This is a genomic window from Kitasatospora sp. NPDC005751, from assembly GCF_040630835.1.
In the GTDB taxonomy this organism is placed as follows: domain Bacteria; phylum Actinomycetota; class Actinomycetes; order Streptomycetales; family Streptomycetaceae; genus Kitasatospora.
The window spans coordinates 16,169-36,903 of record NZ_JBEXYC010000029.1; the positions used below are offsets into that span (position 1 = coordinate 16,169).

Here is a 20,735-nt window from a genome sequence, read left to right on the forward strand (position 1 = left end):
TCACCTTACGGCGTGCGGGCTTACAGGCGGTAAACGGTCCCGGACCGTGGACAGTCCGGTGGACGTCCACGGTCCGGGACCGTGCCGTCGGCCGGTGCGGCGCGTCAGGCGAGCGACTTGAGGACGGCGGCGGTGGCGACGGCCGCCGTGACGGCCTCGTGCCCCTTGTCCTCGGAGGAGCCCGGCAGGCCCGCGCGGTCCACCGCCTGCTGCTCGTTGTCGCAGGTCAGGACGCCGAAGCCGATCGGGACGCCGGTGTCGACGCTGACCTGGGTGAGGCCGGCGGTGGCGGCCTGGCAGACGTAGTCGAAGTGCGGGGTGCCGCCGCGGATGACCACGCCGAGCGCGATCACCGCGTCGTAGCCGCGGTCGGCGAGGCGCTTGGCGGCGACCGGCAGTTCGAAGGTGCCGGGCACCCGCAGCACGGTCGGCTCGTCGATGCCGAGCTCCTTGAGGGCGCGGTGGGCGCCGTCGAGCAGGCCGTTCATCACCTGCTCGTGCCACTGGGCCGCGATCACGGCGACCTTGAGGCCGGCGGCGTTGTCGATGGTCAGCTCGGGGGCTCCGTGGCCGCTCATGTGCTGTTCCTCTTTCGGGGGTCGTGACGGGGGTGCTTCAGGAGCCGAGACCGGGCAGGTCGTGGCCCAGCCGGTCGCGCTTGGTCCGCAGGTAGCGCAGGTTGTGCTCGCCCGCCGGGGTCTCGACCGGCTCGCGGCCCTTGACCTTCAGGCCGTGCTCGGTGAGCGCGGCGAGCTTCTCGGGGTTGTTGGTGAGCAGGGTGAGCGAGCGGACGCCGAGGTCGCCGAGCATCTGGGCGCCGATGCTGTAGTCGCGGGCGTCGGCGGGCAGGCCGAGGTCCAGGTTGGCGTCGACGGTGTCGCGGCCCTGCTCCTGGAGCTCGTAGGCGCGCAGCTTGTGGGCGAGGCCGATGCCCCGGCCCTCGTGGCCGCGCAGGTAGAGGACGACGCCCCGGCCGGCCTCGGTCACCCTGCGCAGCGAGGCCTCCAGCTGCGGGCCGCAGTCGCAGCGCAGCGAGCCGAACACGTCACCGGTGAGGCACTCGGAGTGGACCCGCACCAGCACGTCCTCGCCGTCGGGGAGGCGGCCGTCGGCGTCCAGGCCGCCGGCCACCAGGGCGAGGTGCTCGACGCCGTCGATGGTGCCGCGGTAGCCGACGGCGGTGAACTCCCCGTACGCGGTGGGCAGCGCGGTGACGGCGGCCCGGTCCACGTGGAGCTCGGTGCGGCGGCGGTAGGCGATCAGGTCCTCGATGGAGATGATCGCCAGGCCGTGCTCGCGGGCGAAGGCGACCAGCTCGGGCAGCCGGGCCATCGTGCCGTCGTCGTTGACCACCTCGGCGATGGCGCCGGCCGGTGCCAGCCCGGCCAGCCGGGCCAGGTCGACGGCGGCCTCGGTGTGGCCGGGGCGCACGAGCACGCCGCCCTCGACGGCCCGCAGCGGGAAGACGTGCCCGGGGCGGGTGAGGTCGCCGGGCTCCGTCCCGGTGGAGGAGAGCAGCCGGACGGTCCGGGCGCGGTCGGCGGCCGAGATGCCGGTGTCGACCCCGTCGCGGGCGTCGACCGAGACGGCGTAGGCGGTGCCCTTGCGGTCCTCGTTGACCTGGGTCATCGGGGGCAGCTTGAGCCGGTCCAGCTCCGGGCCGGTCATCGGGACGCAGATCACGCCGGAGCTGTAGCGGATGGTGAAGGCCATCAGCTCGGGGGTGGCGGCGGAGGCGGCGAAGACGATGTCGCCCTCGTTCTCGCGGTCCTCGTCGTCGACCACGATCACGGCTCGGCCGAGCGCGATGTCGGCGACGGCCCGCTCGACCGGGTCGAGCGCGAGGTCGAGGTCGGCGGTCTGGTTGGCGGTCATGCCGTGGCTCCCTGCGGGACGGTGGCGGACGCGGTGCGCGGCTCACGGGTGCTCAGCCACCAGGAACGCAGGCCGAGCAGTACCAGGACGAAGTAGATCGAGTAGGTGAGGCCGGAGAAGGAGTAGCCGCTGTTGAAGGCGAGCGGGACGCCGACCACGTCGACGGCGATCCAGGCGAACCAGAACTCCACCCAGCCGCGGGCCTGGGCGACCATCGCCGCCAGCGTGCCGACGAAGATGTAGGCGTCCGACCAGGGGCTCCAGGAGAGGCTGGGGTTGGCCAGGAAGAGCCAGGCCAGCGCACCGGTGCCGAGCGCGGTGCCGGCCACCAGGGCGGCCCGCTCGGGCCAGCTCGCGAACCGGACGGCGATGCCGTCCGCCCCGCGGCGGCCGCGCCGCCACTGCGTCCAGCCCCAGGCGGCCGTGGCGACCACGATCAGCTGCTTGCCGATCAGGCCGGGGACGTGGCCGTTCAGGTAGGCCGTGATCAGCACGGCGCCGGAGAGCAGCTGCACCGGCCAGCTCCACACCGAGCGGCGCCAGCCGAGCGCGAGGCCGCCCAGGCCGAGCAGGTTGCCGATCATGTCGGCCCACTTCACGTGCTCACCGAAGACGGTGAACGCTTCTCCGCTCAGCCAGTTCACTGGGCTTCTCCGGTGATCGTCGAGGGCAGGGTGCGGGAGTCGAGCAGCCGCTCCACGTACTTGGCGAGGACGTCGACCTCCAGGTTGACGCTCTCGCCGACGGCCTTGGTGCCGAGCGTGGTCAGCGCGAGGGTGGCCGGGATGAGGCTGACGGTGAAGCTGTCGCGGGCGGCCTCGACCACGGTCAGGCTGACGCCGTCCACGGTGATCGAGCCCTTCTCCACCAGGTAGCGGGAGATGGTGGCGGGCAGCGAGAAGCGCAGCACCTCCCAGCGGAGCTTGCCGTCGGCGTCGCGCTCACCGGGCTCGCGGCCCAACAGGGCGCCGGTGGCGTCGACATGGCCCTGGACGAGGTGCCCGCCGAGCCGTGCGCCGAGGGCCATCGCGCGTTCCAGGTTGACCCGGGAGCCGGGGGCGAGCTCGCCCAGACTGGAGCGGTGGAGCGTCTCGGCCATCACATCGGCGCTGAACTCACCGGACCGGCCGGCCAGTTCCTCGGGAGTGTCGACGACGGTCAGGCAGACGCCGTTGACCGCGATGGAGTCGCCGTGGTGCGCGTCCTGACAGACCACCGGTCCGCGCAGGCGGATTCGCGAGGAGTCGCCGATCTCCTCGATCGACACGACCTCGCCGAGCTCTTCGATGATGCCGGTGAACACCCGGGTTCTCCTCGCGCTTGGGGGCGCGGACTCCGGGGCGGGCATGGGAGAGGACACGGACGGGCACGGGTGCGCGGGCCACCGGACAGGACCCGTCGCCGGGCTGTCGCGCAACCGCCGGGAGAGAGAGCTCTCCCGTCGCACACCTGCCCGCGGTCCACCGGGGGACCACGGGTACTGCTCATCGTCCGCCGCGCACGCCTCCCATCCGGACTTTAACCGTCGGTCCAGGAATTTCACCTGGTCAACCGGCCGCTGGCTGCGGACGGGTCGCGGACTGTAACCGCCGGTTCGGATTTTCACCGACCCCGGAGTGCGCTGAACGTCACTGCTACTACTGACGTCATTGTGCCATGGCCCGCGCAGGCCCAGGGAGAGGCTTCCGCTGTGGTCTGTTTCACGCGGGCGGCGGGAATGCGCGGGGCGGCGCGGGCCCGGTGGGGCGGCCCGCGTAGGGGTGCCGGGCCGGCCGGGCCGCCTCCGGTGGCGGCCCGGGGTGCGACGGGCGCAGGCTGGTGGTACACGGTCGGCGCCGACCGGCCGGGACTCCTGGAGGTGCGAGGACGATGGCCAAGTTCATGGACGTCCACCACGGCATGACCGGAATCACCGGCGAGGAACTGCGGATGGCCCACCAGGCGGACCTGGCGGTCCAGGAGAACGAGGGCGTGCAGTTCGAGCAGGCCTGGGCCGACCCGGAGTCCGGCACCGTCTACTGCCTCTCCGAGGCGCCGTCGAAGGAGGCCGTGCAGCGCGTCCACGAGCGCACCGGCCACCCGGCGGACGAGATCCACCCGGTGCCGCTCGTGGTCTGACGGCCCTCGCCCGGCCGGTCACCTGCGCTCCGGGGCGGGGCGGCGTTTCAGGTGGCCGGTACCAGGGTGAAGTGGCTGACCTCGGGCGGGTGGGCGAGGTAGCGCAGCTCGCCCTCCGACCAGACCGGCCGGATCCGCCACATCGGCCCCGCGTACCCGCGCAGCGCCTCCTCGTCGCGCCACCGGCTGAGCACCAGCACCCGGTGGCCGTCCTCCGTCACCGAGCGCAGCAGTTCGCCGCCCAGACAGCCGTCGGTCCGGCCGAGCTGGGGGATCACCTGCGTGGCGAGCACCGCGCAGAACTCCTCGACGTGTCCGGCCATGACCTGCCCGGCCCAAATCCTGACGATCACGTCCACCACCTCCCGCGAAAGTCCTTGGCCCCATTATCGGCGCGGAGCCGCTGGTGGGGAGGGTCCGGTGGCTCCCCGGACAGGACCAGGGCGCCGGCCGCCGGCCGCCGGACGAGCTTCGCTAGATTCCCGGTATGACCACCACACCGGAGACCGCCGTTCCGTCCAGCACCCCGCCCGAGGCGCCGGAGAGCCTGTTCGCCGCCCTCGGCGCCCACGCGCTGCGCACCGCGGCGGACCTCCGGGAGGTCTACGAGCAGCCCGGCGACCACGCGCGGCGCAAGCAGGTGGACCACATCCACGAGCCGGCGCGGCAGTTGATCGCCTGCTCCTCGCTGGTCCTGGTGGCGAGCGCGGACGCGGCCGGACGGTGCGACGTCTCGCCGCGCGGCGGGCCGCCCGGGCTGGTGTCGGTGCTGGACGAGCACACCCTGGCCATCCCCGATGCCACCGGGAACAAGCGGCTGGACACCCTGCACAACATCATCGAGACCGGCCGGGTCGGGCTGCTCTTCGTGGTGCCGGGCCGGGACACCACGCTCCGGGTCAACGGGCGCGCCTGCGTCTCCACCGACCCGCGGCTGCTGGAGCAGCTGACGGCGGTCGGCAAGCCGCCGCGCAGCGCCGTCGTGGTGGCGGTCGAGGAGGTGTACGCGCACTGCCCGAAGGCGTTCCTGCGCGGCTCGGCCTGGAAGCCGGAGAACTGGCTCGGCCAGGACGAGCAGCCCAGCTCCGCCGAGGTCACCCTGTCCCACCTGCGCGATCCCGGCCTGACCATCGAGATGATCGAGGAGACCGAGCGGGAGTCGCTGCTCCACCGGTACGCGTAGGCGGTCCGCGCCGGGCGGCCCCGCACCGCGCGGCGCCGGCCCGCCCACTCGTGCCGGGCTCAGGCCGTGGCTCGCGTCGGCGGCCGGACGGGTGAAGCGGCGCGGATGCGTGGTCCGCGGGCGTGCCGGGTCGGCGGGTGGTGGCTTGAATGGACGGATGGACTGCGTCTTCTGTGCGGTGGTGGCGGGCGAGGAGCCGGCCCACCGGGTGCTGGACGACGAGGCGGCGGTGGCCTTCCTGGACCGGCGTCCGCTCTTCCCCGGCCACGTCCTGGTCGTGCCGCGCGCCCACCACCGCACGCTGGCGGACCTGCCGGCGGCGGAGGTGGGGCCGTTCTTCCTGCGGGTGCGGCGGGTGGCCGCCGCCGTGGAGGCGGGGCTGGGGGCGGCGGGCAGCTTCGTCGCGGCGAACAACCGGATCAGCCAGTCGGTGCCGCACCTGCACGTGCACGTCGTGCCGCGCAATCCGAAGGACGGGTTGCGCGGCTTCTTCTGGCCACGGGGGAAGTACCCGGACGAGGCGGCCGCGGCGGCGGTCGCCGAGCGGCTGCGGGCCGCGCTCGCCGCGCCCGGGTAGCCGGACGGCCCGGGCGTCGGGTCCGCCGGGCCGTCCGGGGTCCCCGGCGCGGCGCGGCCGGGTGCGAGGTGTCCGGGTGCGAGGTGTCCGGGTGCGAGGTGTCCGGCGCCGGACCGGGCGTCAGCCGGCTTCCAGCCGGGTGGTGAAGCTGAACCGGTCGCCCCGGTAGAGCGAGCGGACCCGCTCCAGCGGCACGCCGTCCGCGTCCCTGGTGAGCCGGTGGAGCAGCAGCATCGGCAGGGCGGGCGGGGTGCCGATCAGCAGCGCCTCGCGCGGGGAGGCGAGCACCGTCTCGATCCGCTCGTCGGCCCCGCCGAACTCGATGCCGGCCTTCTCCCGGAGGAAGGCGTAGAAGGACGCGCCGGGGTCGAACTCCCGGTCCAGCGCGGGCACCCGGGCCACCGCCAGGTAGGTGCTCTCCAGGCCGACCCGCTCGCCGTCCGCGAGCAGTACCCGCTCCAGGTGCCAGACCCGCTCGCCCACCGCGATGGCCAGTTGCCCGGCGAGCAGCGGATCGGCGGCGAACCGCTCCAGCCCGATCAGGTTGCGGCCGGGCAGTCGCCCCTGGCGGCGGACGCCCTCGGTGTAGCTGGCCAGCGAGAGCGGCTGCTCCAGCTTCGGCCCGGCGACCACGGTGCTGCGGCCGCGGCGGCGGACCCGGCCCTGGATCAGCAGATCGCGCAGTGCCTGGCGGAGGGTCTCCCGGGCCACCTCGAAGCGGGCCGCGAGATCGCGCTCGGTCGGCAGCACACCGCCCTCGCCGAGCTCGTCCAGCAACTCCTCCAGCTGGCCCTTGACGGCGTAGTACTTGGGCACCCGACCGTGGTCGGGGATGCCCGACCTGATCGGCGCGCCGGGACCGGCCGGGGCGGCCGGCCCGGAAGTCTCTTCCATGGCGCCATCCTCGCAGACTCCGCGGCACCGTCCGGTTCCGGCCGAATTCGCCCCGAACCCCCGTCATGCCCTTGACAGGTATAGACCATTCCGCTTGAGTCTGGGGTTAACCCCGCACGGCCCGCACCGGCCCGCACCCCCGGCCGGCCCGCACCTCGCCCGGCCGCATCCCGGTCGGCCGCACCTCGGGCGGCCCGTCCCCCACGACGCGCCGCACACCGCGGGGCCGCGCGCTCCCTGTCACGACCCACCTCCCTCCACGACCGTGCGGCCCCCACCGCACAAGGGGTGATCAAGTGTCAACGAAACGCCTGCTCGCACTGCTGTCCGCGCTGGTCACGGCGCTGGCCGTGTTCCTGCTGCTGCCCGCCTCGGCGGCCAACGCGGCCGCCTGCGCCACGCCGTGGAACGCGTCCACCGCGTACACCGGCGGCGCGGCCGTCTCCTACAACGGGCACAACTGGTCCGCCAAGTGGTGGACCCAGAACGAGACCCCGAGCACCGCCGGCACCGGCGTCTGGGCCGACCAGGGCTCCTGCGGCGGCTCGACCGACCCGACGCCGACCCCCGGCGGCTGCGTCTACCCGGACTGGGTCGCCGGACGCGCGTACACCACCGGCGCGATCGTCCGCTACACCAACGGCGGGTACTACCGGGCCACCCACGACAACCCGGGCTACGACCCGGTGGTCAGCACCTGGTACTGGGAGCCGTACAGCTGCGGCCCGACCACCCCCACCACCCCGAACCCCGGCGGGTTCCCGGTCAGCCAGGCGCAGTTCAACCAGATGTTCCCGAACCGGAACTCCTTCTACACCTACCAGGGGCTGCTCGACGCGCTCAGTGCCTACCCGGCCTTCGCGAACACCGGCGGCGACACCGTCCGCAAGCAGGAGGCCGCGGCCTTCCTCGCCAACGTGAACCACGAGACCGGCGGGCTGGTCTACGTGGTCGAGCAGAACACGGCCAACTACCCCCACTACTGCGACAGCTCGCAGCCGTACGGGTGCCCGGCCGGGCAGGCCGCGTACTACGGGCGCGGTCCGATCCAGCTGAGCTGGAACTTCAACTACAAGGCCGCCGGCGACGCCCTGGGCATCGACCTGCTGCACAACCCCGGCCTGGTGCAGACCGACCCGGCGGTGGCCTGGAAGACCGCCCTCTGGTACTGGAACACCCAGACCGGCCCGGGCACCATGACCCCGCACAACGCCATGGTCAACGGGGCCGGCTTCGGCGAGACGATCCGCAGCATCAACGGCTCGCTGGAGTGCAACGGCGGCAACCCGGCGCAGGTGCAGAGCCGGATCAACGCCTACCAGTCCTTCACCCAGATCCTCGGCACCGTCCCGGGCCCGAACCTGGGCTGCTGACGCCGCGCCAGGGGCGACTCCGCCCCGCTACGCCCCGCCGCTCTCCCCGCACATCAGGGGGAGCGGCGGGGCGTACTCCTGACGGAGGACCGGCGGGGGCGGGAATCGTCGTCCGGGCGGACGACCGGGCTCCGCCGGACACCTAGGCTCGAAGCCATGAACGACCTTGGCAGCCTTGTCCAACAGACCGCCGACCGGCTCGCGACCCAGCAGGTCGGCGTGGTGGTCGCCGGCCTGGCCGGCGGCGCGGTGGAGATCCGGGGCGCCGGGAGCACCGCCGCCGGCCGGCCCGGTGACGTGCCCGGCCCGCGGACGGTCTTCGAAATCGGTTCGGTGACCAAGGTGTTCACCTCGCTCGCGCTGGCCCGAATGGCGCTCGACGGCTCGACGGCGCTCGACGAACCGCTGGCGGACGTCCTGGCGGGCGCCCTGCCGGCCGGGGTGAGCGTGCCGGCCAGGCGCGGCAGGCCGATCGCGCTGCGGCACCTCGCCACCCACACCTCCGGCCTGCCCCGGCTGCCCGCCGGGATGCTGCTGCCCGCACTGCTCCGCCCGAACAAGCCGGACCCGTACCGCGACTGCACCTCCGACATGCTGCTCACCGGGCTCGCCCGGACCAGACCACGGGCCGCTCCCGGGCGGGGCTTCCGCTACTCCAACCTCGGCGCCGGGCTGCTCGGCCTGGCGCTGGCCCACCGGGCCGGCACCGGGTACGAGGAGCTGGTGACCCGGGAGGTCTGCGAACCGCTCGGGCTCACCGACACGGTGATCCGCGTCGACGGGGAGCGGGCCGGCCGGCTCGCCCAGGGCCACACGCCCGGGCGCCGACCGGTGCCCGGCTGGCAGCTGGCCGACCTCGCCGGCGCCGGCGGGCTCCGCTCGACCGCCGCCGACCTGGCGGTACTGCTCCGGGCCCAGCTGGCCTGCGGCACGGACGGCGGCGAGCCCCTGGCGCCGGCGATCGCCCTCACCCGGGAGGTGGAGCACCGGGTCAACCCGTTCGCCTGGGTGCACCTCGGCTGGCTCGGCCACCGGCTGCACCCCCGCCAGGGCGGCCACCTGCAGGTCTGGCACAACGGCGGGACGGGCGGCTTCCGCTCCTTCGTCGCCTTCGACCCCGAGAAGCAGGTGGGCGTGATCGCCCTGGCCAACACCCGCCGCTCGGTCGATCCGGGCGGCATAGCCCTGCTGCGGAGCCTGCAGAGCCGTTGCCCGGAGGCCGCCGCCTGACCGGACCCGAGGACGGATGAGGTTCGACGGTTGGATTTCCAAACCCACTCCCCTATAGTGGGTTCGGAAATCCAACTACCCTCGTGCCCCGGGCCCGACCGCCCGGAGCCCCGCGCAGAGGAAGGCGGCCGTCATGCGTGACGCCGTAATCGTCGAAGCTGTCCGCACCCCCATCGGCAAGGGCAAACCGGGGGGCGCGCTCTCCGCCGTCCACCCGGTGGAACTGCTCGCGCACACCCTCCGGACCCTGGTCGGACGCAGCGGGATCGACGCGGCCCTGGTCGACGACGTGATCGGCGGCTGCGTCGACCAGGTCGGCGAGCAGGCCATGAACACCACCCGCTACGCCTGGCTGGCGGCCGGCCTGCCGGAGTCCGTCCCGGCGACCACCGTGGACCGGCAGTGCGGCTCCTCCCAGCAGGCCGTCCACTTCGCCGCCCAGGGCGTGATCGCGGGCGCGTACGACCTGGTGGTGGCCTGCGGCGTCGAGTCGATGAGCCGGGTGCCGATGTGGTCCAACGTGCCGCCCGGCGCGGACCCGTTCAGCGCCGCGATCAACGCCCGCTACCCCGGTGGGCTGATCCCGCAGGGCGTCAGCGCCGAGCTGATCGCCGCCAAGTGGTCCGTCACCCGGGAGGCGATGGACGCCTTCGCCCTCGACTCGCACGCCAAGGCCGCGCACGCTCACGCCGCCGGCTGGTTCGAGGCGGAGTTGGCCCCGGTGCCGACGCCCACGGGGATCGTCACGAGGGACGAGTCGGTGCGTCCGGGCAGCACACCCGAGGTGCTCGCCGGACTGCGGCCCTCCTTCACCGACCCCGCCATGGCCGAGCGGTACCCGCAGATCCAGTGGTCGGTGACGCCCGGCAACAGCAGCCCGATCAACGACGGCGCCTCGGCGGTGCTGATCACCAGCAGCGAGACGGCCGCCCGGCTGGGCCTGCGCCCGCTGGCCCGGCTGCACTCCTTCGCGGTGACCGGTTCGGACCCGCTGCTGATGCTCACCGGCGTGCTCCCCGCCACCGAGAAGGTGCTGCGGCGGTCCGGGCTCTCGCCGGCGGACATCGACCTGTTCGAGGTGAACGAGGCGTTCGCCTCGGTGGTGCTGGCCTGGCTCCAGGAGACCGGGGTCGACCCGGCCAAGGTCAACGTGAACGGCGGCGCGATCGCGCTCGGCCACCCGCTCGGGGCGAGCGGCACCCGGCTGATGACCACCCTGGTGCACGCGATGCGCCGGCGCGGCGCGCGCTACGCCCTGCAGACCATGTGCGAGGCGGGCGGCCTGGCCAACGCCACCGTCCTGGAGGCACTGGACTGACCCGCTGGACCGACCGCGGTGGCGGAGGGCCACGGGGCGGGCGGCTCGGGGCGGGCGGCGGTGCCCCGGCGGAGTGCGCGGGGCGGGGGTGCGGGGGCCGTGGGAAGATGGCAGGGCTGGCAGAAACGATCTCCGGGCGGTTCTCTGGCCATGGTGAACGAGCAACGTGATACCGGCGGCTCCGAGGGGCCGCGCCCGGGGCGACCGGGCGCCGGGGGGTCGCGTCAGGACGCCCTGCTGATGGTCCCGATCGCGACCGCCCTGATCGAGGCGGACGGGCGGATCCTGCACTGGAGCAATGACGCCGAGGCGCTGCTCGGTTACAGCGCCGAGGAGGCGATCGGCTCGCTGGCCGCACAGCTGCTGGCCACCGACGACCAGCGGCCCGAGGTCCTGGAGCTCTTCCAGGAGATCGTCGACGGGCGCGGCTGGTCGGGCGTCTTCCCGGTCCGGCACCGGGACGGCCACTACGTGAACCTGGAGTTCCGCACCCACCCGATCTCCGGCCCCGGCGGCAGTCCGCTGGTGCTGGCCGTCGCGTCCGACGTCACGACGCTGCGCCGGATCCAGGCGGACCTCGCCGTCCTGGACGGGTTCTTCACGCAGTCCCCCGTCGGCATGGCGGTGTACGACAGCCGGCTGGCCTTCGTCCGGCTGAACGACGCACTGGCCCGGGTCAACGGCCTGCCCGTCGAGGCGCACCTGGGCCACCGCCTCACCGAACTGCTGCCCGGCATCAACGGCGCCGAGAGCGAGGAGGTGATGCGGCAGGTGCTGGAGAGCGGCGATCCGGTCGTGGACGCCCGCTCGCACGGCCGCACCCCCGGCGACCCGACGCACGACCACGCCTGGTCGGCCTCCTACTTCCGGCTGGAGGACCCGGGCGGCGAGGTCCTCGGGGTCAGCTCGACGCTCATCGACATCACCGAACGGTTCCGCGCGGACGCCCGGGCCGCCCGTGCCCAGGAGCGGCTGGCGCTGCTCGTCGACGCCACCGCCTCCATCGGCACCACCCTCGACCTGCGGCAGACCGCCCGGGAGCTGGCCGACGCGATGGTGCCCAGGGTCGCCGACATCAGCGGCGTGTTCGCGCTGGAGGCCCTGGTCGCCGGGCGCACCGTGGAGCCGCTCGACCCGTCCGTCCCGCACCTGGTCCGCCGGCTGGCGCTCGCCACCACCGACCCGCTCTACCCCGCCGAGGCACTGCCGGTGGACTCGGTGTACGAGCTGTCGCCGGACTCCCCGTACGGGAGGGCGCTGGCGACCGGGCGGACGGTGGTGACGCCGTCCTGGGAGCTGCCGCCGCTGAGTTCGGCGATCACCGAGAGCCGCCGGCAGGCCTACCTCGGCGACCGGCCCCGCTCGGTGCGGATCACCCCGCTGGTGGCGCGCGGCACCACGCTCGGCATGGTCGTGTACTCCCGGCGCGGCGAGCGGGAGGCGTTCGCCGAGGCGGACATCACGCTCGGTGACGAGCTGGCCTCGCGGGCCGCCGTCGCCATCGACAACGCCCGGCTCTACCTGCGCCAGCACCAGACGGTGCTCGCCCGCCAGCAGGCGCTGCGCGAGGCGAAGGCCGCGCAGGAACGGCTGGCCCTGGTCAACGTCGCCTCGGCGCGGATCGGCACCACCCTCGACCTGGCGCAGACCGCGAAGGAACTGGCCGAGGTCGCGACGCCCCGGCTGGCCGACACCGTGGTGGTGGAGGTGCTGGACGACCTGGTGCGCGGTGAGCGCGAGGTCCGCGCCCCGGCGGACGGCTCCGCCGTGCTGCGCCGGATGGCGTTCCACTCGGCGCACGGTTCGACGCTGGAGCCGATCGACCGCACCGGCGGGGTGCAGCGGTTCGCGCCCGGCTCGCCGTACGCGTGGAGCCTCGCCCACCGCAAGCCGGTGCTGGTGCCGCGGATGGACGAGGAGGGGATGGCCTGGTTCGCCGACGACCCCGTCCGCACCGCGGCCGCGCGGGAGCAGAACGTCCTCTCGTTCATGGTGGTGCCGCTGATCGCCCGCGGCTCGCCGGTCGGCGTCGCCGCCTTCTACCGGACGGTGGTCGAACGACCCTACGAGGACGACGACCTGGCGCTCGCCGGGGAGCTGGCGGTCCGGGCGGCCGTCTCGATCGACAACGCGCTGCTGTTCACCCGGGAGCGCGACGCGGCCGCCGCCCGCCAGCGCGCCCTGGACGAGGCCTGGGCGGCCCAGCAGCGGCTCTCCCTGCTCAACGAGGCGAGCACCCGGATCGGCACCACGCTCGATCTGCACCGCACCGCCGAGGAGTTGGTGGAGGTGGTGATCCCGCGGTTCGCCGACTTCGTCACCGTCGACCTGCGCGACGCGGTGCTCGGCGGCGAGGACCCGAGCCCGGTACCGGACGACGGCTCCGTCCTGATGCGGGCGGTCGCCGTCGGCGAGGCCGCCCCGGACGGCACCATGGCGGCCGCCGCCGACCAGGTGGGCGCCACCTCGCAGTCCGCCCAGGTGTACGCGCAGAGCCTGCGCACCGGCCGGTCGATCCTGGTCTCGGAGGTGGACGAGACGGCGCTGCGCGGGATCGTGGCCGCGCCGGACCGGGTGCAGCCGGGCCTGGACGCCGGGGTGCACTCCTATCTGATGGTGCCGCTGCTGGCCCGCGGGATGGTGCTGGGCGGCGCGGAGTTCCTGCGGACCAGGAACCCGGTGCCGTACGGGCCGGCGGACCGCGCCCTCGCCGAGGAGCTGGCCGCGCGGACGGCGCTCGCGATGGACAACGCCCGGCTCTACCGCCGCGAACGGGACACCGCGCTCACCCTGCAGCGCAGCCTGCTCCCGCAGGAGATCCACCGCGCGATCGGGCTGGAGATCGCCTACCGCTACCTGCCCAGCAGCGTGGTCAGCGAGGTCGGCGGCGACTGGTTCGACATCGTCCCGCTCTCCTCCGGCCGGGTCGCGCTGGTGGTCGGCGACGTGATGGGCCACGGCATCCGGGCCGCCGCCACGATGGGCCAGCTGCGCACCGTGGCACGGACGTTGATCACCCTCGACCTCGACCCGGAACGGGTGATGCACCGGCTCGACGAGGCCACCGCGGAGATCGGCGAGGGCCAGTTCGCCACCTGCGTCTGCGTGATCTACGACCCGGTGGACCGGCGCTGCACCGCCGCCTGCGCGGGCCACCTGCCGCCGGTGGTGGCCGACGCCGACGGCCGGGCCCAGCTGGTCGAACTGCCCCCGGGCGCACCGCTCGGCGTCGGCGGGGTCCCCTTCGAGAGCATCGAGTTCACGCTCCCGGAGGACGGCATCCTGGCGCTCTACACGGACGGCCTGGTCGAGCGCCGGGGCCGCGACCTCGACGAGGGCCTGGACCTGCTCTGCCGGACCGTCGGCGACCGGCACCGCACGCTGGAGCAGACCTGCGACGCCGTGCTCGCCCAACTCACCGGCCGCACCAGCGAGGACGACATCGCGATCATCCTGGCCCAGGCCCGGCCGACCGGCACCGACCGGATCGCCACCCTCTCGCTCAGCGACGACCACGCGATGGTCGCGCACTCCCGCCGCTTCACCCGGGAGACACTGACCGGCTGGGGCCTGGGCGCGCTCGCCGACTGGACCGAACTGCTCACCAGCGAGCTGATCACCAACGCGCTGGTGCACGCCGGATCCCCCGTCCAGCTGCGGCTGTTCCACAATCGGGTGCTCACCGTGGAGGTCGCCGACCGGGACAGCGAGTCGCCGCGGATCCGCCGCGCCCAGGAGGAGGACGAGGGCGGGCGCGGCATGCACCTGGTCAACGAACTCGCGCACCGCTGGGGCACCCGCCGCACCCGGGAGGGCAAGGTGGTCTGGTTCGAGCTGGAGCTGCCGCCGGGCAGCCGGCCCTGGTAGCTCCTCCCCGGCCGCGCACCCGCCCCGGCCTGGTACGACAACCGGTCCTTGTCGCCGCCCACGCCGGGTTGTTGGCCCGCCCGGCGGCCGGGCGGTTGGCTTGGTCCCACAGGACGGCGCGGCCGGGCGAGGGGCCCGGCGACCGTCCCGGACCGCAACCCGAGGAGCCGTCGTGAACCGAGCCGTCGTGAACCAGCTGGACCCCCGCACCGTCGTGGAGCGCTACGTCACCGCCGTCGCCGAGGGCGACCTGCCCACCGCGGCTGCCTCGTTCGCCGAGGACGCCACCTGGTCCTACCCGGGCGACCTGCCGCTGTCCGGGGTCTGGCGCGGCCGGACCGCCATCCTCGACGACTTCCTCGGCTCGGTGGGCACGCTGTTCGCGCCCGGCACCCCGCTGGAGGTGACGCTGACCGGTCTGCTCGCCGACGGCCCGCAGGTGGTCGCCGAGTGGACCGCGCGGGGGACGGCGGCCAACGGCGCCGCCTACCACAACCGGTGCCTGGGCGTCTTCACCGTCGAGAACGGCCTGATCACCGCCGTCCGCGAGTACCTCGACACCGACCACGCGGCGCGCACGCTCTTCGCGCCCGCGGCCGGCTGACGGCCGGCCGCCGCCCGACCGGGCCTAGTCCGGCAGCAGCAGGTTGACGTCGCCGAACTCGTGCCACAGGTAGCGCTCGTGGACGGCCGCCGCGTAGCAGCGTTCGAGCAGCGGCCGGCCGGCCACCGCGGCGAGCATCAGCAGATGGGACGCGCGGGGCTCGTGCCAGCCGGTGAGCAGGCCGTCCACCGCGCGCACCCCGCGCTCGGGGGTGACCACCAGTTCGGACCAGCCCTCGGCCTCCCGGACGCTCCCGTCCGGCCCGACCGCCGACTCCAGGGCCCGGACGGCGGTGGTGCCGACCGCGATCACCCGCCCGCCACCGGCCCGGACGTGGCCGACCAGCCGGGCCGTGGCGGCCGGTACCCGGAACCACTCGGCGTAGGGCGCCTCGTGCGCCTCCGGCGAGGCGACACCGGTGTGCAGCGTGATCGGCGCGACCAGCACGCCCCGCCCGGCCAGCCGGGCCACCACCCCGCCGGTGAACGGCCGCGCGGCGCTGGGCATCTCGCTGCTGCCCGGAGCGGTGGCGAAGACCGTCTGGTAGGCCTCGATCGGCCAGTCCCGGTCCACGTAGCCGTACCGGATCGCCTTGCCGTGGCGGCCCAGGTAGGCCACCAGCGGTTCGGGCAGGGCGAGTCGGGCGTGCCAGAGCCGGGGCGTGAACGCCTCGACCAGGTCGGCCGCGGCGTCGCCCGGCAGCGCCACCCGCAGCCCCGGCCGGGCCGGGGACTCCTCCGGTGGCCAGAAGGCGGCCGCCGCGCCGGGGGCGGGGCGGCGCAGCTCGACCAGGAAGGCCCCGCGCCGGTCCGGCCGGGCCGAGGAGAGGTGCAGCGCCACGGGGGTGCCGTCGGCCAGCCGGCCGGACAGCGCGGCGGGCAGGGTCGCCGAGTTGTTCACCACCAGGAGGTCCCCGGGGCGCAGCACCTCGGGGAGCTCGGTGAAGCGGCGGTGCCCGACGGCCGGCCCGCTCCGGCGGCCGACCAGCATCCGCACGCCGTCGCGGGCGGTGCCGCGCGCCTCCGCCGGGGCCCGGGCGGAGAGTTCGGGCGGGACGGTGACGTCGATCCCGGGGTCCGCGGCGGCGGTCATCGCGCGGCCCGCGCACCTGCCGGGAGGTGCGCGGCACGGTAGCGGCCGGAGGGCCGGCTGCCGCCCACCAGGGCGAGCAGTGCGGGCACCACGGTCTCGGGGAGCGGCTCGCCGGAGATGTCCTCGCCCGGGCAGGCGTCCTGGTACATCCGGGTGCGCATGCTGCCCGGGTCCACCGCCCAGACCCGCACCGCCTCCTCCTCCCGGGCCAGCACGGCGGAGGCCTGGTCCAGTGCCGCCTTGCTGGCGCCGTAGCCGCCCCACCCGGGGTAGGCCTCGACGGCCGCGTCCGAGCTGATGTTCAGGACGGCCCCGCCGTGCCGGCGCAGCTGGGGCAGCACGAGCTGGGTGAGCGCGATCGGCGCCAGGGCGTTGACCTCGAAGGTCTCCAGCAGATCGGGCAGCGGGACGTCGGCGAGGCGGGGCAGCGGGACGTCGGTCGTGTCGGAGCCGTTGAGCGTGCCGGCGTTGTTGACCAGGAGCCGTGCTCCGCCGAGACCGGCGGCCGCCTCGGCGAGGCGGGCCCGGTGGCCGTCGTCGACGACCGAGCCGGCCGGCGCGACCACCGTGGTGACGGCGGCCAGTTCGGTCTCGACGGCGGAGAGTTCGGCCGCGTCGCGGGCGGTGATCACCAGCTGCCAGCCGTCGGCGGCGAGCGCCCGGGCCAGCGCCCGGCCGAGGCCGCGCGAGGCACCGGTGACCACGGCGACGGGGGCGGCGGATCCTGCGGTGTGCTGAGGTGCGTTCATGGCACCACGATCGCTCCGGGGCGGTCCGGTGCGGATCGGACCGCAGGCCGGGGGGCCGGTGGTCCGTTCGGCCTAGATCGCCGGACCGAGGCCCGGGCCGTGGTCCCGGTCGGAGTCCTCGTCGGAGTCCCGGTCCGGGTCCCGGGCCGGACGGGGTGCGGGGACCGGCGCGTCGGCGGCCGCCCAGGACTGCGGATCGGCCCAGGCGGCCAGGGTGCGGCGGGTCTCGAAGCGGTGCGGCCGGCCGGTCAGCGGGTCGGTGAACTCGACCACGGAGGCGAGCAGTTGCAGCGGCCGGCGGAAGTCGTCCGGGGCCGGCTCGGGCAGCACCACCGGGTACACCGGATCCCCCAGGATCGGCACCCCGAGGCCGCTCATGTGCAGCCGCAGCTGGTGGGTGCGCCCGCTGAGCGGCCGCAGCCGGTAGCGGCCCAGACCGTCCCGGTGCTCGACCAGGTCGATCCGGCTCTCGCTGTTGGGCGGGGCGTCCAGCTCCCGCGCCGCGATCACGCCGCGCTCCTTGACGATGTGGCTGCGGACCGTACGGGGCAGCGCGAGCGCCGGATCGTGCGGTGCGACGGCCTGGTACTCCTTGCGCACCAGCCGGTCCCGGAAGAGCGTCTGGTAGGCGCCCCGGTCCTCCGGCCGCACCACGAACATCGCCAGGCCCGCCGTCAGCCGGTCCAGCCGGTGCGCCGGGCTGAGCGCGGGCAGGTCGAGCCCGTGCCGCAGCCGGGAGAGCGCCGTCTCGACGACGTGCCGGCCGCGCGGGGTGGTGGCCAGGAAGTGCGGCTTGTCGACCACCACCAGGTGGTCGTCCCGGTACAGCACCTCCAGCTCGAACGGGACGGGGACCTCCGCGGGCAGGTCCCGGTAGAGCCAGAGGTGACCGGCGGGGCGGAACGGCTCCTCCGGCCCGATCGGGCCGTCCAGGCCGACGATCTCGCGCCCGCGCAGCAGCGCGTCGATCCGCGCCGGGTCGACGGTCGGCAACCGCTCGGCCAGGTAGGCGCGCACCGTCGGCCACGGCCCCTCGGCGGGCAGCCGCAGGTGCACCGGGTCCACCCCGCGGCGCTGCGGGAGGGGTGCGGTCGGTGCCTTGCGCTTGCGTCTCATCTCACCGCCACCCTAACCGGGGCCGCCGCGGCTCCCGGGGCCCGGCCGGATGCCCGAGGTGCCGGGGACGGCCGGGCCGGTGGAGAGTGGACAGTGGGCCCCGCCCACCGGAGGTGTACGCGTGACCAGAGACGGCCCGGAGGACGCGCTGCCGGCGTTGCGCCTGCCCCGGCGGGCCAAGCGGCTACTCGGCTGCGCGTTCCTGCTGCTGGTCGCGGCCGTGGTGGCCGACCTGATCACCGGGCCGGGGACGACGCTCTCCCCCGTGCTCGCGGTGGCGCCGATGCTGGCGGGGGCGATCACCCGCTCGGCCCGGGTACCCCTGTTCGCCGGGGCGGTCGCCACCGCCGCCGTGGTGCTGCTGGAGCTCAGCAACAGCGGGCTGCCGCTGTCCGTGCACCTCGCCGCGCTGATCACCGTCCTGGCCGCCACCCTGGCCAGTGCCGCCAACGTCGTCCTGGTGGCGGCCCGGGAGCGCGAACTCACCCAGGTCCGGACGGTGGCCGAGGCGGCGCAGCGGGCCCTGCTGCGCCCGCCGCCGGAACGGATCGGACCACTGCGGGTGGCCGTGCGGTACGCCGCCGCGGCGGCCGAGGCGCGGATCGGCGGGGACCTCTACGAGGTGGTGGACACCCCGCACGGGATCCGGATCCTGCTGGGGGACGTCCAGGGCCACGGGCTCCCGGCGGTGGAGACCGCCACGGACGTGCTGGGCGTGTTCCGGGAGGCCGCGCGGACCGAGCCCGACCTGGTCCGGGTGGCGGAGCGGCTGGACGCCGCGCTGTCCGGGCGCCGGGTCAACGAGCGCTTCGCGACCGCCTTCCTGCTGGACGTGGCCCCGGCCGGCGGGCCGGCCCGTTTCGTCAACTGCGGGCATCCGCACCCGCTGCTGCGCCGCGCCGGCCGGGTGACCGAGCTGGCTCCGCCGCTGCACGCCCCGCCGCTGGGCCTGCTCGGGCTGATCGGCGGGCACTACCGGGCGGGCGGCTTCGAGCCGCTCCCGGGGGACCTGCTGATCCTCTACACCGACGGCGTCTCGGAGGCCCGCGACACCGCGGACCGGTTCTACCCGCTGGCGGAGCGGCTCGCCGCGCTGCCGGCGACCGGCCCCGGGGACGTCCTGGACGCGCTGCTCGCCGAGGTCGGCGACTGGGTCGGCACCGCCGGGCCGACCGACGACGCGGCGCTCCTCGCCCTGCGCTGGGAGCAGTGAGCGGTGTCCCGGGAGCGGTGAGCCCCGGCCCGGGTACGGTGACCGCCCGCCGTCCGGGCCGTTGTCGGTCCCCCGTGCCAGGCTGTGGACGCGACCGGCGCGGTGCCGGCCGAGCAGCGGCGTCGAGGGGACAGTGCCATGGGCCGGAGCACGCACGGATCGTTCCAGCTGACCGCCTTCGAGCCGGAGGAGACGGACGAGCAGCCGGGCGCCACGCTCGGCCGGATCCGGATCACCAAGGAGTTCACGGGCGGCCTGACCGGCAGCAGCGTGGTGCGGATGCTCTCCGTGCTGGACGGCGCGGGCGGACCGGCCGCGTACGTCGCGGTGGAGCGGTTCACCGGCGAGCTGGACGGGCGCAAGGGCTCGTTCGTGCTCCAGCACGCGGCGCCGGGCAGCCAGGGCGAGCCGCTCGCCATCCGGGTGGTGGCGGGCACCGGGGTGGGCGAGCTGGCCGGGATCACCGGCACCTTCGAGCTGTCGGTGGACGACGAGGGCGGCCACACCTACGCCCTGGAGTACGAGCTGGGCTGACGGCACCGGGCGCGCACCGGCCCGGCCTCCGCGCGGCGCCCGACCGTTCACCCGGGCCGCTGTCACGATGATGCGATCAGTGCACGATCGACATCGGAGGGTGACGCATGCCCGGTACGGCGGCCTCGGTGACGGGGGCAGGAGCAGGAGCAGGGGCACCGGCAACGCGGACGGTCGACGAGGTGCTCGGCCGGCTGCGGGCGATCGGGGCCGGACTGCCCCCGGACGACGGCGTGGCGGTGTTCAACCGGATGTACCTCACCGTCACGGACGCGGTGCGCCGCCGGCTGGCGCGCCCGGAGCGCTCACGCGGCGCCCCGGACCGCCCCGGCCGCCCGTACTTCGCCGACCCGGCCGGGATGGCCGAGCTGGACGTCGTCTTCGCCGGGCGCTACCTGCTGGCCCTGGACGCCGAGGCGGCCGGGCGGCCGGTACCGGCCTGCTGGCGGCCGCTCTTCGCCCTGCGGGCGCACCGGGGCGTGCACCCGCTGCAGTTCGCGCTGGCCGGGATGAACGCCCACATCCAGCACGACCTGCCGCTCGCCGTGCTCGACACCTGCCGGCGGCTCGGCTGCGGGCCCGAGCGGCTCGCCGGGGACTACCACCGGGTCAACGACCTGCTGGCCGGGGTGGAGACGGCCGTCCGGGAGCAGCTGATGCCCGGGCCGGACGCCCTGGAGCGGGCCGAGCCGCTGACGCACCTGCTGGGCACCTGGTCGGTCGACACCGCCCGCGAGGCGGCCTGGGCGACCGTCCGCGTGCTCTGGCAGCTGCGCGGCGTGCCGTCGGCCGCCGCGGCGCTCGCCGCCGCGCTGGACACCTCGGTCGGCCTGCTCGGCCGTGCCCTGCTCACCCCGCTCGGCCCGGACCGGCCCCGCGCCGGGGGCGCGGCACCCCCGGCGGACGGGCCGCCCGCTCCCGAGCGGCCGGCGGCCGGCCGGCTCCCCGTGGCGAGGAACCGGCCGGCCGTCGGTTGACCGTGCGTCGGGCGC

Annotated in this window: 20 protein-coding genes and 1 riboswitch; of the genes, 11 read left to right on the forward strand and 9 right to left on the reverse strand. The window is 75.0% G+C overall.

Annotated features, from left to right (window positions below; translation table 11 throughout):
• Window positions 1-104 precede the first annotated feature (104 nt).
• The 4 genes from ribH to ABZ497_RS23835 are packed head-to-tail and all read right to left on the reverse strand — an operon-like array spanning window position 105 to window position 3,178.
• Window positions 105-578: a 6,7-dimethyl-8-ribityllumazine synthase gene (gene ribH / locus ABZ497_RS23820; protein ID WP_329486525.1), complete on the reverse strand. Its 474-nt coding sequence runs from the start codon at window positions 576-578 to the stop codon at window positions 105-107.
• 37 nt (window positions 579-615) lie between these two features.
• Window positions 616-1,875, reverse strand: coding sequence for a bifunctional 3,4-dihydroxy-2-butanone-4-phosphate synthase/GTP cyclohydrolase II (locus ABZ497_RS23825; protein ID WP_359808082.1), 1,260 nt, complete (start codon window positions 1,873-1,875; stop codon window positions 616-618).
• Window positions 1,872-2,519: a nicotinamide mononucleotide transporter family protein gene (locus ABZ497_RS23830; protein ID WP_359808084.1), complete on the reverse strand. Its 648-nt coding sequence runs from the start codon at window positions 2,517-2,519 to the stop codon at window positions 1,872-1,874. The genes ABZ497_RS23825 and ABZ497_RS23830 overlap by 4 nt, the downstream gene beginning before the upstream one ends.
• On the reverse strand, window positions 2,516-3,178 hold the full coding sequence (locus tag ABZ497_RS23835) for a riboflavin synthase (protein WP_329486528.1): 663 nt from the start codon (window positions 3,176-3,178) through the stop codon (window positions 2,516-2,518). The genes ABZ497_RS23830 and ABZ497_RS23835 overlap by 4 nt, the downstream gene beginning before the upstream one ends.
• Window positions 3,179-3,370: 192 nt before the next feature.
• A riboswitch (FMN riboswitch) is annotated at window positions 3,371-3,498 on the reverse strand.
• 246 nt (window positions 3,499-3,744) lie between these two features.
• On the opposite strand from ABZ497_RS23835, the gene ABZ497_RS23840 reads away from it, so the two are divergent.
• The gene (locus ABZ497_RS23840) at window positions 3,745-3,993 is read left to right on the forward strand and encodes an SCO4226 family nickel-binding protein (RefSeq protein WP_329486529.1); all 249 of its coding nucleotides are present in this window, start codon (window positions 3,745-3,747) and stop codon (window positions 3,991-3,993) included.
• 47 nt (window positions 3,994-4,040) lie between these two features.
• On the opposite strand, the gene ABZ497_RS23845 is transcribed toward ABZ497_RS23840, so the two are convergent.
• Window positions 4,041-4,346: an antibiotic biosynthesis monooxygenase family protein gene (locus ABZ497_RS23845; RefSeq protein ID WP_329486530.1), complete on the reverse strand. Its 306-nt coding sequence runs from the start codon at window positions 4,344-4,346 to the stop codon at window positions 4,041-4,043.
• Window positions 4,347-4,480: 134 nt separating this feature from the next.
• Between ABZ497_RS23845 and ABZ497_RS23850 the strand changes: the two genes are divergently transcribed.
• Together ABZ497_RS23850 and ABZ497_RS23855 are read left to right on the forward strand one after the other, a co-directional pair.
• Window positions 4,481-5,176: an MSMEG_1061 family FMN-dependent PPOX-type flavoprotein gene (locus ABZ497_RS23850; protein WP_359808086.1), complete on the forward strand. Its 696-nt coding sequence runs from the start codon at window positions 4,481-4,483 to the stop codon at window positions 5,174-5,176.
• A 157-nt stretch (window positions 5,177-5,333) separates the two neighbouring features.
• Window positions 5,334-5,753 carry an HIT family protein gene (locus ABZ497_RS23855; protein ID WP_359808088.1) on the forward strand — a complete coding sequence of 140 codons (420 nt, stop codon included), beginning with the start codon at window positions 5,334-5,336 and terminating at the stop codon, window positions 5,751-5,753.
• A gap of 120 nt (window positions 5,754-5,873) precedes the next feature.
• Here ABZ497_RS23855 and ABZ497_RS23860 read toward each other — a convergent pair whose 3' ends face one another.
• A complete protein-coding gene (locus ABZ497_RS23860) occupies window positions 5,874-6,647 on the reverse strand; it encodes a GntR family transcriptional regulator (protein ID WP_359808089.1) in 774 nt (257 codons plus the stop codon).
• Between the two features lie 296 nt (window positions 6,648-6,943).
• Here ABZ497_RS23860 and ABZ497_RS23865 point away from each other — a divergent pair, with 296 nt between their 5' ends.
• From ABZ497_RS23865 to ABZ497_RS23885, 5 genes are all read left to right on the forward strand, one after another.
• On the forward strand, window positions 6,944-8,020 hold the full coding sequence (locus tag ABZ497_RS23865; RefSeq protein ID WP_359808091.1) for a glycoside hydrolase family 19 protein: 1,077 nt from the start codon (window positions 6,944-6,946) through the stop codon (window positions 8,018-8,020).
• 156 nt (window positions 8,021-8,176) lie between these two features.
• Window positions 8,177-9,250 carry a serine hydrolase domain-containing protein gene (locus ABZ497_RS23870; RefSeq protein WP_359808093.1) on the forward strand — a complete coding sequence of 358 codons (1,074 nt, stop codon included), beginning with the start codon at window positions 8,177-8,179 and terminating at the stop codon, window positions 9,248-9,250.
• A 133-nt stretch (window positions 9,251-9,383) separates the two neighbouring features.
• Window positions 9,384-10,568: a thiolase family protein gene (locus tag ABZ497_RS23875; RefSeq protein ID WP_359808095.1), complete on the forward strand. Its 1,185-nt coding sequence runs from the start codon at window positions 9,384-9,386 to the stop codon at window positions 10,566-10,568.
• A 240-nt stretch (window positions 10,569-10,808) separates the two neighbouring features.
• Window positions 10,809-14,435 carry a SpoIIE family protein phosphatase gene (locus ABZ497_RS23880; RefSeq protein WP_359808096.1) on the forward strand — a complete coding sequence of 1,209 codons (3,627 nt, stop codon included), beginning with the start codon at window positions 10,809-10,811 and terminating at the stop codon, window positions 14,433-14,435.
• Between the two features lie 172 nt (window positions 14,436-14,607).
• Window positions 14,608-15,039 carry a nuclear transport factor 2 family protein gene (locus ABZ497_RS23885; RefSeq protein ID WP_359808097.1) on the forward strand — a complete coding sequence of 144 codons (432 nt, stop codon included), beginning with the start codon at window positions 14,608-14,610 and terminating at the stop codon, window positions 15,037-15,039.
• 24 nt (window positions 15,040-15,063) lie between these two features.
• Here the strand turns inward: ABZ497_RS23885 and ABZ497_RS23890 are convergent, their stop codons facing one another.
• The 3 genes from ABZ497_RS23890 to ABZ497_RS23900 form a co-directional block, all read right to left on the reverse strand.
• Window positions 15,064-16,131, reverse strand: a complete 1,068-nt coding sequence (locus ABZ497_RS23890) for an S-adenosylmethionine:tRNA ribosyltransferase-isomerase (RefSeq protein ID WP_359808099.1) — start codon at window positions 16,129-16,131, stop codon at window positions 15,064-15,066.
• Window positions 16,128-16,880, reverse strand: a complete 753-nt coding sequence (locus tag ABZ497_RS23895; protein WP_359808101.1) for an SDR family NAD(P)-dependent oxidoreductase — start codon at window positions 16,878-16,880, stop codon at window positions 16,128-16,130. The genes ABZ497_RS23890 and ABZ497_RS23895 overlap by 4 nt, the downstream gene beginning before the upstream one ends.
• 72 nt (window positions 16,881-16,952) lie before the next feature.
• Window positions 16,953-17,996 carry a pseudouridine synthase gene (locus ABZ497_RS23900; RefSeq protein WP_359808102.1) on the reverse strand — a complete coding sequence of 348 codons (1,044 nt, stop codon included), beginning with the start codon at window positions 17,994-17,996 and terminating at the stop codon, window positions 16,953-16,955.
• 121 nt (window positions 17,997-18,117) lie between these two features.
• On the opposite strand from ABZ497_RS23900, the gene ABZ497_RS23905 reads away from it, so the two are divergent.
• From ABZ497_RS23905 to ABZ497_RS23915, 3 genes are all read left to right on the forward strand, one after another.
• The gene (locus ABZ497_RS23905) at window positions 18,118-19,209 is read left to right on the forward strand and encodes a PP2C family protein-serine/threonine phosphatase (RefSeq protein ID WP_359808104.1); all 1,092 of its coding nucleotides are present in this window, start codon (window positions 18,118-18,120) and stop codon (window positions 19,207-19,209) included.
• A gap of 138 nt (window positions 19,210-19,347) precedes the next feature.
• Window positions 19,348-19,743 carry a DUF3224 domain-containing protein gene (locus ABZ497_RS23910; protein WP_359808106.1) on the forward strand — a complete coding sequence of 132 codons (396 nt, stop codon included), beginning with the start codon at window positions 19,348-19,350 and terminating at the stop codon, window positions 19,741-19,743.
• A gap of 107 nt (window positions 19,744-19,850) precedes the next feature.
• Window positions 19,851-20,720, forward strand: a complete 870-nt coding sequence (locus ABZ497_RS23915) for a DUF5995 family protein (protein ID WP_359808107.1) — start codon at window positions 19,851-19,853, stop codon at window positions 20,718-20,720.
• Window positions 20,721-20,735: the final 15 nt, after the last annotated feature.

Coding starts and splice junctions, on each gene's coding strand:
- ABZ497_RS23895 (WP_359808101.1), bottom strand. CDS start 16,880: ATGAACGCACCTCAGCACACCGCAGGATCCGCCGCCCCCGTCGCCGTG.
- ABZ497_RS23880 (WP_359808096.1), top strand. CDS start 10,809: ATGGTCCCGATCGCGACCGCCCTGATCGAGGCGGACGGGCGGATCCTG.
- ABZ497_RS23900 (WP_359808102.1), bottom strand. CDS start 17,996: ATGAGACGCAAGCGCAAGGCACCGACCGCACCCCTCCCGCAGCGCCGC.
- ribH (WP_329486525.1), bottom strand. CDS start 578: ATGAGCGGCCACGGAGCCCCCGAGCTGACCATCGACAACGCCGCCGGC.
- ABZ497_RS23870 (WP_359808093.1), top strand. CDS start 8,177: ATGAACGACCTTGGCAGCCTTGTCCAACAGACCGCCGACCGGCTCGCG.
- ABZ497_RS23825 (WP_359808082.1), bottom strand. CDS start 1,875: ATGACCGCCAACCAGACCGCCGACCTCGACCTCGCGCTCGACCCGGTC.
- ABZ497_RS23840 (WP_329486529.1), top strand. CDS start 3,745: ATGGCCAAGTTCATGGACGTCCACCACGGCATGACCGGAATCACCGGC.
- ABZ497_RS23850 (WP_359808086.1), top strand. CDS start 4,481: ATGACCACCACACCGGAGACCGCCGTTCCGTCCAGCACCCCGCCCGAG.
- ABZ497_RS23890 (WP_359808099.1), bottom strand. CDS start 16,131: ATGACCGCCGCCGCGGACCCCGGGATCGACGTCACCGTCCCGCCCGAA.
- ABZ497_RS23860 (WP_359808089.1), bottom strand. CDS start 6,647: ATGGAAGAGACTTCCGGGCCGGCCGCCCCGGCCGGTCCCGGCGCGCCG.
- ABZ497_RS23915 (WP_359808107.1), top strand. CDS start 19,851: ATGCCCGGTACGGCGGCCTCGGTGACGGGGGCAGGAGCAGGAGCAGGG.
- ABZ497_RS23875 (WP_359808095.1), top strand. CDS start 9,384: ATGCGTGACGCCGTAATCGTCGAAGCTGTCCGCACCCCCATCGGCAAG.
- ABZ497_RS23910 (WP_359808106.1), top strand. CDS start 19,348: ATGGGCCGGAGCACGCACGGATCGTTCCAGCTGACCGCCTTCGAGCCG.
- ABZ497_RS23855 (WP_359808088.1), top strand. CDS start 5,334: ATGGACTGCGTCTTCTGTGCGGTGGTGGCGGGCGAGGAGCCGGCCCAC.